The following is a 17,348-nucleotide window of genomic DNA, read 5'->3' as shown; positions in this document are numbered from 1 at the left end:
CGTATGTCGACTGGTCGCTGACCGACGTCGTCCTGCACGACGGTGATCTGGACCGGGTGGATGTGGTCCAGCCGGTGCTGTGGGCGGTGATGGTCGCCCTGGCGGAGGTGTGGCGGTCGGCCGGTGTGGTGCCGTCCGTGGTGGTGGGCCATTCGCAGGGTGAGATCGCTGCTGCGTGTGTGGCGGGCTGGCTGTCGTTGGATGACGCGGCACGGGTGGTGGCGTTGCGGTCGAAGGCGCTGGTCGCTGTGGCCGGTAGCGAGGGCATGGTGTCCGTCGCCGCCAGGCGGGAAACGGTCGAGGGCCTGGTGCCGGAATGGGCGGGCCGGCTGTCGGTTGCGGCGGTGAACGGCCCGTCCTCCACCGTGGTCTCCGGCGACGACGAAGCCCTCGACGCATTCATGACCGAGTGCGAACAGCAGGGCATCCGCACACGCCGGATCCCGGTGGACTACGCGTCGCACTCGCCGCGGATGGACCAGCTCCAGGAGCGGATCCTGACAGACCTGGCCGGTCTGACCCCTACTGTCGGCGCTGTTCCGATGCTGTCGACCCTGACCGGCGGCCCCGTTGGGGGCGGTCTGGATGCCGGGTACTGGTTCGACAACCTGCGGTCCACGGTGGAGTTCGAGACCGCGGTCCGTTCCCTCCTCGAGCAAGGCATGCGCACCTTCATCGAGGTCAGCGCCCATCCGGTATTGACGGTGGGCGTCGAGGAGACCATCGACGCGGCCGGTGTCGAGGCTGTGGCGCTGGGCACGCTACGGCGTGGTGAGGGCGGGATGCGCCGTGTCCTGACCTCCTTCGGCGAAGCATGGACGGCTGGCGTCGACGTGGACTGGACTGTCGTGCTCACCGGCCGTCACGTGTCCTTGCCGACGTTTGCGTTCCAGCGTGAGCGGTACTGGCTGGATGCGCCGTCGTTGCTGGTTGCGGGTGCTGCTGGTGGGGTGGATCCGGTCGAGTCCCGGTTCTGGGACGCGGTGGAGCGCGGTGATCTGGACGAGCTCGCGGGCACGCTGCAGTTGTCGGAAGCCCCGCAGTTGTTGGGTTCGGTGGTTCCGGCGTTGGCGTCGTGGCGCCGGGAGCGGCTGCAGCGGTCCGTCATCGACACCTGGCGCTACCGGGTGGTGTGGAAGCCCTTGGAGACTGCGCCTGTCACCACGGTGTCGGGTATCTGGTTGGTGGTGGGGCCTGAAGACGGTGATGTGGCCGGGGCGTTGACCGCTTCGGGTGGCGAGGTGGTGGGCCTGGCGGTGGACGCGGTGTCGGACCGTGCCGCTCTGGCCGGTCGCATCGCCGGGGTCGGGGATGTGCGTGGTGTGGTGCTGGTGGCCGGGTCCTGCTCGCAGGGCCGGGTTGCTGGTGGTGGTGTGGTCGCGGACGAGCTCACTGGTCTGACGGTGTTGTTGCAGGCGTTGGGTGATGCCGGGGTCGATGCGCCGTTGTGGGTGGTGACGCGGGGTGCGGTCGTTGTGGGTGCCTCTGACCGGGTGGTTGATCCGGTGCAGGCTGCGGTGTGGGGTCTGGGCCGGGTCGCGGCTCTGGAGTTCCCGCAGCGCTGGGGCGGCATGATCGACCTCCCGGCAGAACTCGACGCACGAGCGTCCGGCCGACTTGCCGCGGTCCTCACCGACCCTGCCGACAATGGCGAGGACCAAGTCGCTGTCCGCGGCTCCGGGGTCTACGGACGCAGGCTGGCACATGCGGTTCCGACAACTGTCGCGGGCGAGGGATGGCAGCCCTCGGGGACGGTCCTGGTCACCGGGGGCACCGGTGCGCTGGGTGCGGAGGTGGCGCGCTGGCTGGCCGGCCGGGGCGTGCCACATCTGATCCTGACCAGCCGTGGGGGTGTCGCTCCGGAAGGCCTGGTGGAAGAGCTGGCCGCGCTTGGCACCCGCGTCAGCGTCGTCGCATGCGATGTCGCCGACCGGGATGCGCTGGCCGAGGTCATCGCCGGTGTTCCCGCCGAGTGGCCCCTCACGGGTGTCGTTCACGCGGCTGGTGTCGGGGATGCACAGCTGCTGGAAGCAGCCGACCGGGACACGACAGCCGCAATCATCGGCGCGAAGATCGACGGTGCGGTGCACCTGGACGAACTGACGGCCGGCTGTGCGCTCGACCTGTTCGTCGTGTTCTCCTCCGGTGCCGCTGTGTGGGGCGGTGCGGGCCAGGGCGCCTACGCGGCAGCGAACGCGTTCCTCGACGCCTGGGCACAGGGCCGCCGTGAGCGCGGCCTGCCCGCGACGTCGGTGGCGTGGGGTCCCTGGGACGGTGCCGGGATGGCCGTCCAGGGCGACACCCAGCAGCTCCTGCGCAGGCGTGGCATGTCACCGATGGACCCGGAACTCGCCATGCGGACACTCGCATCGGCCATCGACGCCGACGAGTCGGGACTCACCGTCGCCGACATCAACTGGCCCGCGTTCGCAGCCTCGTTCACCGCAATCCGCCCGAGCCGACTCCTCACCGAACTGCCCGAAGCCGACAGCACAACATCGACGTCGGACGACGACACGGGGCCGGCCGGTCTGCGGCAGCAGCTTGAGAGCATGGAAGCCGGGCAACGCCGGCAACTGGTCCTCGCCGTCGTGCGCACCCATGCGGCAGCGGTACTCGGGCACACCGGATCGGAGTCGGTGGAAGCGTCACGGGCGTTCCGTGACCTGGGCTTCGACTCCCTCATGGCCGTCGAAGTACGCAACCGCCTCCAGTCCGTCACCGGCCTGCGCCTGCCCACCACACTGGTCTTCGACCACCCCACCCCACTCGTCCTGACAGAGTTCCTCCTGGCCGAACTCACGGACGGGGAACCGGGGGTGACGGAACGGACCGTTTCCAGGCCCGTGTCCGTGGACGAACCGGTCGCGATCGTGGGCATGGCCTGCCGCTTCCCCGGGGGTGTGACCTCCCCCCAGTCCCTGTGGGACCTGGTCGAGAGCGCGGGCGACGCGGTCGGCCCGTTTCCCACCGACCGCGGCTGGCCCACCTCCATCGCCGGCTGGGGCGCCTTCCTCGACGACGCAGACAGGTTCGACGCCGACCTCTTCGGCATCAGCCCCCGCGAAGCCCTCGCCATGGACCCACAACAACGCCTCCTCCTCGAAACCGCCTGGGAGACCTTCGAGTCGGCAGCCCTTGACCCGCAGGTGCTGCGTGGTTCCTCGACCGGGGTGTTCGTCGGCGGCACCGCTTCCGGCTACGGCACCGGGACACAGATGCCGCAGGGCGCGGAAGGGCATCTGCTGACCGGCAATGCGACCAGCGTCATGTCGGGGCGGGTCTCTTACGCGTTCGGCCTGGAAGGCCCCGCTGTCACCGTCGACACCGCGTGCTCCTCGTCCCTGGTCGCGCTGCACCTTGCCGCGCAGGCTCTGCGTACCGGTGAGTGCGACATGGCCTTGGCCGGTGGTGTGACCGTCATGGCCAGCCCCGGTGTGTTCGCCGAGTTCGACCGGCAGGGCGGACTCGCCTCCGACGGCCGCTGCAAATCCTTCGCCGCCTCCTCCGACGGCATGGGCTGGGGCGAAGGCGTCGGCCTCCTCCTCGTCGAACGACTCTCCGACGCCCGCCGCAACAACCACCACATCCTCGCCGTCCTACGCGGCAGCGCCGTCAACCAAGACGGAGCCTCCAACGGACTCAGCGCCCCCAACGGCCCCTCCCAACAACGCGTCATCCACCAAGCCCTCACCAACGCCCAACTGACGACCTCGGACGTCGACCTTGTCGAAGCCCACGGCACGGGAACACGTCTGGGTGACCCGATCGAGGCGCAGGCACTCCTGGCCACATACGGCCAAACCCGGGGCGACAACCATGAACCCCTCTGGGTCGGCTCCATCAAATCCAACATCGCCCACACCCAGGCCGCCGCAGGCGTCGCCGGCGTCATCAAGATGGTCATGGCCCTGCGCCACGGCCTGATGCCCGCCACTCTCCACATCGACGAGCCGACTCCTCAGGTCGACTGGACGGCGGGCGCGGTGGAACTCCTCACCGAACCACGCCCCTGGCCAGAGACACACGACCGGCCCCGCCGCGCCGCCGTCTCCTCCTTCGGCATCAGCGGCACCAACGCCCACGTCATCCTCGAACAAGCCCCCGACCCACAACCCCAGCCGACCCCTGCAACACGACAGGCACCAGGGCTGGTGCCCTGGATGGTGTCGGCGAAGTCCAACGCCGCCCTCCAGGCACAAATGGAGCAGTTGCGGTCCTTCGTGGCCGACAAGCCTGAGCTGAACGCCATCGACGTGGCCTGGTCGCTCGGGACCAGCCGGACCAGGCTCGAACACCGCGCGGTCCTGTCCGCAGACACCACACTCGCCACGGGTATCGCCGCCGAAGGCAGAACCGCCTTCCTGTTCACCGGCCAGGGCTCCCAGCGCACCGGCATGGGACTGGGCCTGTACGAGCAGTTCCCGGTCTTCTCCGAAGCCTTCGACGCGGTCTGCGCCCGCCTCGACATACGGCTGGAACGCCCACTGCGCAACGTCCTGACCGACGGCACCGACCTCAACCGAACAATGTGGGCCCAGGCCGGACTGTTCGCCCTTGAGGTCGCGCTGTTCCGGCTGGTGGAGTCCTGGGGTGTCACCCCGGACGTGCTCCTGGGCCACTCCCTGGGCGAGATCACCGCAGCCCATGTCGCCGGAATCCTCGACCTCGACGACGCCTGCACCCTGGTCGCCGAACGCGGCCGCCTCATGCAGGCCCTGCCCGCCGGCGGCGGCATGCTCGCCGTCCAGGCCACCGAAACCGACGTCGCCGACTCCGGCCTGGACATCGCCGCCGTCAACGGACCCAACTCCGTAGTCCTCTCCGGCGACCTCGAAACAATCGAGCGCTACGCAGCCCAATGCGCCCAGCAGGGCCGCCGCTTCAACATCCTGACCGTGTCGCACGCGTTCCACTCCGCCCTCATGGAACCCATGCTCGACGAGTTCGCAACCGTCCTGGCCGGACTGACCTTCCACCCCGCCCGGATCCCGATCGTCTCGAACCTCACCGGAGCCATCGCCGAACCCGGCGCCATGCAACAGCCGGACTACTGGCTCAACCAGGTCCGCCACACGGTCCGCTTCACCGACGGAGTCGCTGCCACCGTCGCGTCGGGGGTCACCCGCTATCTGGAACTCGGCCCCGACGGCGTGTTGTCGGGCCTGGCCCAGGAGACCATCGGCGACGCGGTGTTCGCGTCGGCGCTGCGCAAGGACCGGGACGAGACCGACACCGCGCTCACCGCGATCAGCCGCCTGTGGGCGACAGGCACCGAGATCGACTGGACAGCCGTGTTCGCCGGCTGGGGCGGCAGGGTCGTTGATCTGCCGACGTACGCGTTCCAGCGTGAGCGGTTCTGGCCGGAGCCGGTCGTTCAGGCGGTGGGCGGTGGTCTGGGCGACGCGGCGTTCTGGGATGCGGTGGAGCGTGAGGACCTGGAGGAACTCGTCGGCCTGGAGTCGGCGTTGCCCGCTCTGTCCGCGTGGCGGCAGCGCCACCAGGAACGTTCGGCCCTGGACTCATGGCGTTATCAGGTCACGTGGAAGCCGCTGACCGAACCGGTTCCGGCGGCCCTGTCCGGCACCTGGGTAATCGTCGGTTCCGAGGACGCCGACGTGTCCGCGGCACTGGCCGCCGCGGGCGCGACCGTGGTCGGCGTCCCTGCCGACGAGGTGTCGGGGCTGCCTGGGGTGGCCGGGGTGGTGCTCCTCGCGCATGACCTCGTGGGCACGCTGGCTGTGGTGCAGGCGCTGGCTGATGTAGAGGCGCCCTTGTGGGTGCTGACGCGTGGCGCTGTGTCGGTGGGCCGTTCGGACCGGCTGATGAACCCCGGCCTTGCCGCGGTGTGGGGTCTGGGCCGGGTCGCGGCACTGGAGCTGCCGCAGCGCTGGGGAGGTCTCATCGACCTTCCCGAGGTCGTGGACGCCCGGGCGGGTGCCCGTCTTACCGGTGTCCTGGCCGCAGGTGGCGGCGAGGACCAGATCGCGGTCCGCGGGTCGGGGACGTACGGCCGCCGCCTGGCACGCGCACTGCCGGCGGCTGTGGTCGGCGAGGGATGGCAGCCCTCGGGCACCGTCCTGGTCACGGGCGGTACGGGTGCGCTGGGCGCGGAGGTGGCCCGCTGGCTGGCGAACCGGGGTGTACCGCACCTGGTGCTGACCAGCCGATCGGGCGTCGCGCCGGAAGGCCTGGCCGAGGAACTGTCCGGACTGGGCGCGCAGGTCACCGTCACTGCCTGCGACGTGGCCGACCGGGACGCTCTGGCCGCGGTGATCTCCGGTGTTCCGGAGCAGTGGCCCCTCACCGGCATCGTGCACGCGGCCGGGATCGGGGACACGGGAGGACTGGAGCAGACGAACGCTGCAGCGTTCGCGGACGTGGTGCGTGCCAAGACCGAGGGCACGGTGCTGCTGGACGAGTTGACCGCGGACCGGCCCGTCGACCTGTTCGTGGTGTTCTCCTCCATCGCAGCCACCTGGGGCAGCGGCGGCCAAGCGGCCTACGCGGCCGGCAACGCCTTCCTCGACGCCTGGACACAGCACCGACACGACCGCGGACTTCCCGGCACGTCGATCGCCTGGGGCCCGTGGGCCGGAGCAGGGATGGCGGTGCGGGGTGAGGCTGAGCAGGCGCTGCGTCGGCGCGGGCTGCTGCCGATGGATCCGGCCCTGGCGATTCGGGCTCTGGCCGCGGCGGTGGACGGCCGCAAGTCGTGCGTGACGGTCGCCGATGTGGACTGGCCGCTGTTCACTCCGGCGTTCACCTCTGTACGAGGCAGCGCGCTGCTGTCGGATCTTCCGGAGGCGTCAGGCACTTCTGAACCGGCGCGCTCGGGGAATTCCGGATCGGCATGGAGTCGGCAACTCGCGGCGGCAACGGTGGAGCAGCGCCGTCGGCTGGCCCTGGACCTGGTGCGGGCTCAGGCCGCACGGGTGCTGGGGCATGCGGATGAGGAGTCGGTGGAGGCGGGCCGGGCGTTCCGTGACCTGGGCTTCGACTCGTTGATGGCGGTGGAACTGCGTAATCTGCTGGCTGAGCACACCGGGCTGTCACTGCCGGCGACGCTGGTGTTCGACTACCCGAGCCCGACGGTGCTGGGCGACCACCTCCTGACGCAGCTCGCAGGCGACGATCAGCCGGATTCCACGCTGCCGAGCCACGTCGCGGGTGCGGCGTCGGACGAGCCGATCGCGATCGTGGGCATGGCGTGCCGGTATCCGGGTGGAGTGAGCTCGCCGGAGCAGCTGTGGGATCTGGTCGAGGGCGCGGCCGACGGCATCACTCCGTTCCCGGCCGACCGGGGCTGGCCGGTCGAAGGCCTGGACGGTGTGGCCGGGCTGGGCGGATTCGTCCATGACGCGGACGAGTTCGACGCCGCGTTGTTCGGAATCTCGCCGCGTGAGGCGCTGGCGATGGACCCGCAGCAGCGGCTGCTGCTGGAGGCGGCCTGGGAGACGTTCGAGTCGGCCGGGGTGGACCCGCGGTCGCTGAAGGGCCGCAGTGTCGGCGTGTTCGCGGGAGCCTCTTCATCGGGGTACGGAACCCACGGTGTTGCCGGTTCCGAGGGGCATCTGCTCTCCGGCACGGCGAACAGTGTGATCTCCGGCCGGGTGTCGTACGCGTTCGGCCTGGAGGGTCCGGCGGTGACGGTGGACACGGCGTGTTCGTCGTCGTTGGTGGCCCTGCATCTGGCCGCGCAGGCGCTGCGGTCGGGCGAGTGCGGTCTGGCTCTCGCCGGTGGTGTGACGGTGATGGTCAGCCCTGCCGCGTTCGCCGAGTTCGACCGGCAGGACGGGCTGGCTGCGGACGGCCGCTGCAAGTCGTTCGCCGCGGCGGCCGACGGTACCGGCTGGGCCGAGGGTGTGGGTCTGCTGCTGGTGGAGCGGTTGTCGGACGCCGAGCGCAACGGTCACCGGATCCTGGCTGTCGTACGGGGCAGCGCTGTGAACCAGGACGGTGCGAGCAACGGTCTGACGGCGCCGAACGGTCCGTCGCAACAGCGGGTGATCCGCCAGGCACTGGCCAACGCCCGGCTGACGGTCGCGGACGTCGACGCCGTCGAGGCCCACGGCACCGGCACGCGCCTGGGCGACCCGATCGAGGCGCAGGCGTTGCTGGCGACCTACGGCCAGGACCGCGGTGAGGGCGACGAGCCACTGTGGCTGGGCTCCATCAAGTCGAACATCGGGCACACCCAGGCGGCCGCGGGCGTGGCCGGTGTGATCAAGATGGTCATGGCGATGCGTCACGGAGTGCTGCCCGCGACATTGCACGTGGACGGGCCGTCGCCGCAGGTGGACTGGTCGGCGGGTGCGGTGGAGCTGCTGACCGAGGCGCGTTCCTGGCCGGAGTCCGATCGACCCCGCCGGGCGGCCGTGTCCTCGTTCGGGATCAGCGGCACCAATGCCCACGTGGTCCTGGAGCAGGCGCCTGAGCAGGAGCCGGAGCCGGCCCGGAAGGCGGTGCGGATTCACGTACCGGCTCTGGTGCCGTGGCCGGTCTCGGCGAAGTCCGATGCCGCGTTGCGGGCGCAGGTGGAGCGGCTGCGGTCGTACGTGGCCGAGCGGCCGGAGCTGGATCCGGTGGACGTGGGCTGGTCGCTGGCCACGACGCGTGCCGCGCTGGAGCACCGCGTGATGCTGGCCGGCGAGGACGTACTCGCGGCCGGTGTCGCCGGTGACGGACGTCTGGCGGTCCTGTTCACCGGTCAGGGTTCGCAGCGTGCGGGCATGGGCCTGGGGCTGTACGAGGCGTTCCCGGTGTTCGCGGAAGCCTTCGACGCGGTCTGCGCACGGCTCGACGTCCGGCTGGAACGCCCGCTGCGCGAGGTCCTGACCGACGGCGTCGACCTGGACCGGACGATGTGGGCCCAGGCGGGCCTCTTCGCCCTCGAAGTCGCCCTGTTCCGGCTCGTCGAGTCCTGGGGCGTCACCCCGGACGTGCTCCTGGGTCACTCCCTGGGCGAGATCACCGCCGCGCATGTTGCGGGAATCCTCGACCTGGACGACGCATGCACCCTGGTCGCCGAGCGCGGCCGGTTGATGCAGGCACTGCCCGCCGGCGGCGGCATGCTCGCAGTCGAGGCCACCGAAGCCGACGTCGCGGACTCCGGTCTGGACCTCGCCGCCGTGAACGGCCCCAACTCCGTTGTACTGTCCGGCGACTTGGACACGATCCAGCGCTACGCGGCGCAATGCGCCGACCGCGGCCTGCGGGTCAGTGTCCTGTCGGTGTCGCACGCGTTCCACTCCGCCCTCATGGAACCGATGCTCGACGAGTTCGCCACGGTCCTGTCCGGCCTGACCTTCCACGCGGCGCGGATTCCGGTCGTGTCGAACCTGACTGGTGCGGTGGCCGAGCCGGGTGTCATGCAGCGGCCGGAGTACTGGCTGGACCAGGCCCGCCGCACGGTCCGCTTCACCGACGGCGTCGCCACCCTCGCGGCCATGGGCGTGACGACCTGCCTGGAACTCGGACCGGACGGTGTCCTGTCCGGCATGGCCCAGGTCACCGCCGACGACATCCTCTTCGCACCGGCCCTTCGCAAGGACCGCGACGAGACCGACACCGCCCTGACCGCCATCAGCCGCCTGTGGACCACCGGGACCGACATCGACTGGCCCGGCATGTTCAACGGCTGGAACAACCGAATCGTCGGCCTGCCCACCTACGCGTTCCAGCGCCGACGGTTCTGGCCGCAGACATCGCCGGGCGGAGCCGGCTCCCCCGGCGGCTCCGGACACGCACTGCTGGGTGCGGCGGTGTCCCTGGCCGGCGGCGACGGAATGGTGTTCCACGGCCGTCTGTCCCTCGACGCGCAGCCCTGGCTCGCCGACCACGGGGTGCTGGGCCGCATCGTGGTACCCGGCACCGCGTTGCTGGAGATGGCGCTGCGTGCCGGTCACGAGGCCGGCTCTGATCTGGTCAGGGAACTGGTCCTGCAGGCGCCGATGATCCTGCCGACGGCGGGCGGCCTCCAGGTCCAGGTCCGGGTCGACGATCCGGACGCCTCGGGCGATCGTCCGATGCAGGTGTACGCCCGTACCGAAGACACGGACGGCTGGACGCTGCACGCCACCGGAGTCCTGGGTTCCCCGGCAGCAGGAGCGCCCGGATTCGGTCTCGAAGTGTGGCCACCGCGGCACGCGACGGCGGTGGACCTGGCCGGGTTCTACGAGGCTCTGGTCACGGCCGGGTTCGAGTACGGTCCGATGTTCCAGGGGGTGCGGGCAGCCTGGCGCGACGAGTCGGGTGTCTACGCCGACGTGGAGTTGCCGGACACGAGCGCAGGCACGGCCGCGGTGGAGGGCCTGGGAATCCATCCCGCCCTGCTCGACGCGGCGTTGCACCCGTGGGGCCTGCTTCCCGGCGACGCCGACGTCTCCGGTCCGCGGCTGCCGTTCGCCTGGTCGGGTGTGGAGCTGTTCGCGGTCGGGGCCACTTCGCTGCGGGTAGCGATCCGCCCGGAGGGCGAGGGCATCTCGGTACAGGCGGCGGACGGCACGGGTCAGCCGGTGGTACGGGTGGGTTCCCTGATGGCGCGGGCGGTCTCGCATGAGCAGCTGCCTGTCGTTGCCTCTCGGGGCGACTCCCTGTTCGCGGTGGACTGGGTCCCTGCGCCGCTTGCCTCCACCGCTGCCGCGGAGGACGCGGTGGAGGTCTCGGCATGGACGACGCTCCCGGTCGGTACCGGGCCGGTGGACCTCGTGGTCGGCGACGTGTTGCGCTATATCCAGGAGTGGCTGGACGACGCGGAGTCCGCGGAGTCGCGACTGGCCGTCGTGACCCGCGGTGCGGTTCCGGCAGGGCCGGGATCGGTCGATGTGGTGGGTGCGGCGGTGTGGGGTCTGGTGCGCTCGGCGCAGTCGGAGCACCCGGACCGGATCGTGCTGATCGACACCGACCCGGCCATCGAGGAACAGGGCGTGGATCTCGCGCTGTTGGCCGGTGTCGACGAACCGCAGCTAGCCGTCCGGGACGGTGCACTGTTGGTGCCCCGTCTGGCCCGTGCCGTGGGTGCCGAGCAGACTGTGTCGCTGGACGGTGACGGCACCGTACTGATCACCGGCGGCACCGGCACCCTCGGCGGACTCCTCGCCCGCCACCTCGCCACACAACACGGCATCCGCCACCTCCTCCTGCTCTCCCGCCAGGGCCCCGACGCCCCCGGCGCCACCGAACTGGTCACCGAGCTCTCCGAACTCGGCGCCCAGGCACGGATCGTGGCGTGCGACGCCTCCGACCGCGACGCTCTCGCAGCCGTCCTCGCCAACATCCCCACCGAGGCCCCGCTGACCGGCGTCGTGCACGCAGCCGGTGTTCTCGACGACGGCGTCTTCACCGCCCTGACCCAGGAACGCCTGGAAACCGTCCTGCGCGCCAAAGCCACCGCCGCCGCGAACCTGGATGAGCTGACCCGCGGCACCGACCTCGCCATGTTCGTCCTCTACTCCTCCGCCTCGGCCACCTTCGGTACTCCCGGCCAGGCCAACTACTCCGCCGCCAACGCCTACCTCGACGCCCTCGCCACCCGACGTCGTGCGGAGGGCCTTCCTGGTCTGTCCGTGGCCTGGGGTCTGTGGGAGCAGGCCAGCGGCATGACCGGTCACCTCCAGGACCGGACGGGCCGCCTCGGCCCCGGGCTGACGGACGAGCAGGGCCTGGCCCTGTTCGACGCCGCCCTGAACACGGACCGCGCCGACGTGGTGGCCATGCTCCTCGACACCCGCGCCCTCCGCTCCTGGAACGGCACCACCCCCATACCCCCACTCCTGCGCGGCCTCGTCCCGGCCGCCGTCGTCCGAAGGGCCAGCGAGGCCCAGGCCGCCGTGAGCAAGTCGCCGTTGCTACGGCAGTTGACCGGTCTGTCGTCGGCCGAGCGGCGCAGGCTGCTGCAGAGCACGGTGCTCACCGAGGTGGCCCACGTCCTGGGGCACACCTCCTCGGATGCCGTCGGCGAGCGTCAGGCGTTCAAGGACCTGGGCTTCGACTCACTCACCGCGGTGGAGCTCCGCAACCGGCTCAACGCCGCCACCGGAATCCGACTGCCCGCGACCCTGGCGTTCGACTACCCGAGCGTCCAGGTCCTCGCCTATCATCTGGCCGGCCTTCTGTCGGGTTCCGACGAGCCGACCGCCGTGGCGCCGACGCGACCGGTAGCTGCCGACGAGCCGATCGCGATTGTGGGTATGTCCTGCCGGCTGCCGGGCGGTGTGGTTTCTCCGCAGGGGCTGTGGGATCTGGTCACGGCCGGTGGTGACGGGGTGACGGACTTCCCGGACGACCGCGGCTGGGACGTGACCTGGGGCGGGGTCTCCGGATCCGGTGGCTTCGTCACCGGTGCCGGAGACTTCGACGCGGGGCTCTTCGGGATCAGCCCGCGTGAAGCGCTGGCCATGGACCCGCAGCAACGGCTGCTGCTGGAAGGCGTCTGGGAAGCCTTCGAGTCCGCAGGACTGGACCCGATGTCGCTCCGCGGTTCGTCCACCGGCGTGTACGCGGGCGTCATGTACCACGACTACGCCCAGAGTCTGGGTGTGGTGCCGGAGGGTGTGGAGGCCTTCCTAGGCACCGGTAACGCCGGAAGCGTGTTCTCCGGGCGGGTGGCCTACACCTTCGGGCTCGAGGGTCCGGCCGTGACGGTGGACACGGCGTGCTCGTCCTCACTGGTCGCCCTGCACCTGGCCTCTCAGGCACTGCGGTCGGGTGAGTGCGGGCTGGCGGTGGCCGGTGGTGTGACGGTGCTGTCCACACCGGGCGTCTTCGTCGACTTCGCCCGGCAGGGCGGACTGGCCTTCGACGGCCGCTGCAAGTCCTTCGCCGCCGCGGCGGACGGCACCGGCTGGTCCGAGGGCGCGGCGGTACTGGTACTGGAGCGGTTGTCGGACGCCGAGCGCAACGGGCATCAGGTGCTCGCGGTGGTACGCGGCAGTGCCATCAACCAGGACGGTGCGTCGAACGGTCTGACCGCGCCGAACGGCCCGTCGCAACAGCGGGTGATCCGCCAGGCGCTGGCCAACGCCCGGGTCGCGGCTGCGGACATCGACGTCGTGGAGGCGCACGGCACCGGAACCCGGCTCGGCGACCCGATCGAGGCGCAGGCTCTGCTGGCAACTTACGGTCAGGACCGTGGTGAGAGCGACGAGCCGCTGTGGCTCGGCTCCGTCAAGTCGAACATCGGACACACCCAGGCCGCCGCCGGCGCGGCAGGCGTGATCAAAATGGTCATGGCCCTGCGACACGGACTGATGCCGGCAACACTCCACGTCGACGCCCCCTCCCCCCAGGTGGACTGGTCGGCGGGCGCGGTGGAACTGCTCACCGAGGCACGCCCCTGGCCCGAGGCGGAACGCCCGCGCCGCGCCGCCGTGTCCTCGTTCGGCATCAGCGGCACCAACGCGCACGTCATCCTCGAAGCGCCTCCCGCCATCCACGCGGTCAAGGCACCGCCGACACGTGCGGGGCGCCCTGCCACGGTGCCGTGGCCGGTATCGGCGAAGTCGCCGGACGCGCTGAGAGCGCAGGTGGAGCGGCTGCGGTCGTACGTGGCCGAGCGTCCGGGCCTGGATGCGGTGGACGTCGGCTGGTCGCTGGCGGCCGGCCGGGCCGCGCTGGAGCACCGCACGGTGCTGGCCGGGAACGGGATTCTCGCCGAGGGTGTCGCGGGTGAAGGCAAAACCGCGTTCCTGTTCACGGGGCAGGGCTCGCAGCGTGCCGGCATGGGCCTCGGGCTGTACGAAACGTTCCCCGTCTTCGCCGAGGCCTTCGACGCCGTCTGCGCACAGCTCGACGCGAGGCTGGAACGCCCGCTGCGCGAGGTCCTGACCGACGGCGTCGATCTCGACCGGACGATGTGGGCGCAAGCCGGGCTGTTCGCCCTCGAAGTCGCCCTGTTCCGGCTCGTCGAGTCCTGGGGCGTCACCCCGGATGCGCTCCTTGGCCACTCCCTGGGCGAGATCACCGCCGCCCATGTCGCAGGCATCCTCGACCTCGACGACGCATGCACCCTCGTCGCCGAACGCGGCCGACTCATGCAGACACTCCCCGCCGGCGGCGGCATGCTCGCCGTCCAGGCCACCGAAGCCGACGTCGCCGACTCCGGCCTGAACATCGCCGCCGTCAACGGACCCAACTCCGTGGTCCTCTCCGGCGACCTCGAAAGAATCGAGCGCTACGCAGCCGAATGCGCTGCGCAGGAACGGCGGTTCAACATCCTGACCGTGTCGCACGCGTTCCACTCCGCCCTGATGGAACCGATGCTGGACGAGTTCGCCGGGGTGCTGGCCGGGCTGACGTACCACCCGGCCCGGACCCCCGTCGTGTCGAACGTGACCGGTGCGGTGGCCGAACCCGGCGCCATGCAGCAGCCGGAGTACTGGCTGAACCAGGTGCGGCAGCCGGTCCGCTTCGCCGACGCCGTCGCAGCTCTCGAAGCGATGGGCGTGACGCGGTACGTGGAACTCGGCCCCGACGGCGTCCTGTCGGCCATGGCCCAGGACACCGCCACCGAAGCCGAGTTCATCCCTGTCCTCCGCAGGGACCGCGACGAGACCGACACAGTCCTGACCGCCATCGGCCGCCTGTGGACCACCGGGACCGACATCGACTGGCCCGGCGTATTCAACGGCTGGGACGGCCGAACGGTCGACCTGCCCACCTATGCCTTCCAGCACGAGCGGTACTGGCCGAAGCCGAAGATGGCCACCGGCGATCTGGGTGCGGTCGGCCTGACGGGCGCCGACCACGCGCTGCTGGGTGCCGCGGTGTCGCTCGCCGACGGCGACGGCATGGTGCTGACCGGCCGGCTGGCGGTCGGTTCGCAGCCGTGGCTGGCCGACCATGTCGTGCTGGACCGTGTCCTGGTGCCCGGTGCCGCGCTCGTCGAGATGGTTCTGCGGGCGGGCCGGGAGGTGGGCTGCTCCCTGATCCGCGAGCTGGTCCTCCAGGCCCCGCTGGTCCTTCCGGCCACGGGCGGCGTCCAGATACAGGTCCGGGTCGCGGCCCCGGACACGTCGGACGACCGGTCCGTACAGGTGCATGCCCGCGCCGACGACACCGAGGCGTGGACGTTGCACGCATCCGGGGTACTCGCCGCATCGGATGCCGGAGTCCCGGAGTTCGATCTGGCGGTCTGGCCGCCGAAGGGCGCGACGGCCGTCGAGGCCGACGGCCTCTACGACGTTCTGGCCGGCGCGGGATTCGCCTACGGTCCGGTGTTCCAGGGTGTGCAGGCGGTGTGGCGGGACGAGTCGGCCGTCTACGCCGAGGTGGTGCTTCCGGAGCCGGCTGTGAGCCAGGTCGACGGATTCGGTATCCATCCGGCGCTGCTCGACGCGGCGCTGCACCCGTCCGGACTCGTTGCGCGCGATGCCGAAGCCTCCGGGCCGCGGTTGCCGTTCGCTTGGTCGGGTGTGGAACTGTTCGCGGTCGGGGCGACGGTCCTCCGGGTGGCGATCGTCCGCGACGGTGAAGGAGTGTGCGTCAAGGCTGCCGACGGCACCGGAGTGCCGGTCGCGATCGTCCGCTCTCTGGTCTCGCGTGAGCAGTTGCCTGTCGCCGCCACCCGCGGCGACACGCTCTTCGCGGTGGACTGGGTTCCCGCGCAACCGGTTACCGCCGCATCGTCCGCTACCGAGAACGGGACGGACGGCTCTGCGTGGACGGTCTTCTCCGTCGGAGACGGACCGACGGAGGAAGTCACCGGCGGCATGATGCGCCGGGTCCAGGAGTGGCTGGGCGAGGAACGACCCGACGATGAACGCCTGGTGGTGGTGACGCGGGGTGCCATGCCCGCGGGTCCTGACGACATGGTCGACGTGGTGGGTGCGGCGGTGTGGGGTCTGGTGCGCTCGGCGCAGTCGGAGCACCCGGACCGGATCGTGCTGATCGACACCGACCCGACCACCGAGGAACCGGGCGTGGATCTCGCGCTGTTGGCCGGTGTCGACGAGCCGCAGATAGCCGTCCGTGACGGTGCACTGTTGGTGCCCCGTCTGGCCCGTGTCGTGGGTGGCGAGCAGACTGTGTCGCTGGACGGTGACGGCACCGTACTGATCACCGGCGGCACCGGCACCCTCGGCGGACTCCTCGCCCGCCACCTCGCCACCGAACACGGCATCCGCCACCTCCTCCTGCTCTCCCGCCAGGGCCCCAACGCCCCAGGCGCCACCGAACTGGTCACCGAGCTCGCTGAACTCGGCGCCCAGGCACGGATCGTGGCGTGCGACGCCTCCGACCGCGACGCCCTCGCCACCGTCCTCGCCGACATCCCCACCGAGGCCCCGCTGACCGGCGTCGTTCACGCGGCGGGTGTCCTTGACGACGGGGTCTTCACCGCCCTGACCCAGGAACGCCTGGAAACGGTCCTGCGGGCGAAGGCCACTGCCGCCGCGAACCTGGATGAGCTGACCCGCGACAGCGACCTGGCCATGTTCGTCCTCTACTCCTCGGCATCAGCCACCTTCGGTACTCCCGGCCAGGCCAACTACTCCGCCGCCAACGCCTACCTCGACGCCCTCGCCACCCGGCGCCGTACGGAAGGCCTGCCCGGCCTGTCCGTGGCCTGGGGTCTGTGGGAACAGGCCAGCGGCATGACCGGTCACCTCCAGGACCGGACGGGCCGCCTCGGCCCCGGCCTGACGGACGAACAAGGCCTGGCCCTCTTCGACGCCGCCCTGAACACAGACCGCGCCGACGTAGTGGCCATGCTCCTCGACACCCGCGCCCTCCGCTCCTGGAACGGCACCACCCCGATACCCCCACTCCTGCGCGGCCTCGTCCCGGCCGCCGCCCGGCGAGTCGGCCAGTCCGCTGTGCGAGAGCCACACCTTCCGAAGCGGCTGGCCGCGCTGTCACCCGCCGACCAGGGCCGCTTGCTCCAGCACACCGTCCTCACCGAGGTCGCCCACGTCCTCGGACACGCCTCGGTGGACACCATCGGCGAGCGTCAAGCGTTCAAGGACCTGGGCTTCGACTCACTCACCGCGGTGGAGCTCCGCAACCGGCTCAACGCCGCCACCGGACTCCGACTGCCCGCGACGCTGGTGTTCGACTACCCGACCTCGGCGAGACTCTCCGAGTTCCTTGCCGCGGAGCTGCTTCCCGGGCAGGAGATGGCCGCCACAGCCCTGCTCTTCGACAAGCTCCAGGAGATCGAGTCCGGTCTCGCGCAGACCGCCGACACGGGTGCTCTCACGAAGCTCGTCCGGCGCCTGGAATCCATGATCTCCAAGTACGGCGACGACGGCACGCAGCAGGTCACTGCCCCTTCGGTCGTCGACGCGCTCGACCGGGCGACGGACGACGAGATGTTCGCGTTCATCGACAGGGAGCTCGGCGATGAGTGA

At 70.7% G+C, this 17,348-nt stretch carries 1 protein-coding gene (only partly in view); it reads left to right on the top strand.

Features of this window, described 5'->3' with window-relative positions; all coding sequences use genetic code 11:
* Positions 1-17,348 carry part of the coding region annotated (locus ACFW9O_RS36445) for a type I polyketide synthase (protein ID WP_384615447.1) on the top strand (this coding region is incomplete at its 5' end). 11,065 nt of the annotated region lie to the left of the window's left edge, so 17,348 of the 28,413 annotated nt are shown.

This window comes from Streptomyces sp. NPDC059499, from assembly GCF_042749285.1.
GTDB lineage: Bacteria > Actinomycetota > Actinomycetes > Streptomycetales > Streptomycetaceae > Streptomyces.
The sequence above is the reverse complement of the archived record's forward strand: the minus strand, read 5'-3'. Positions and strand labels throughout refer to the sequence as shown.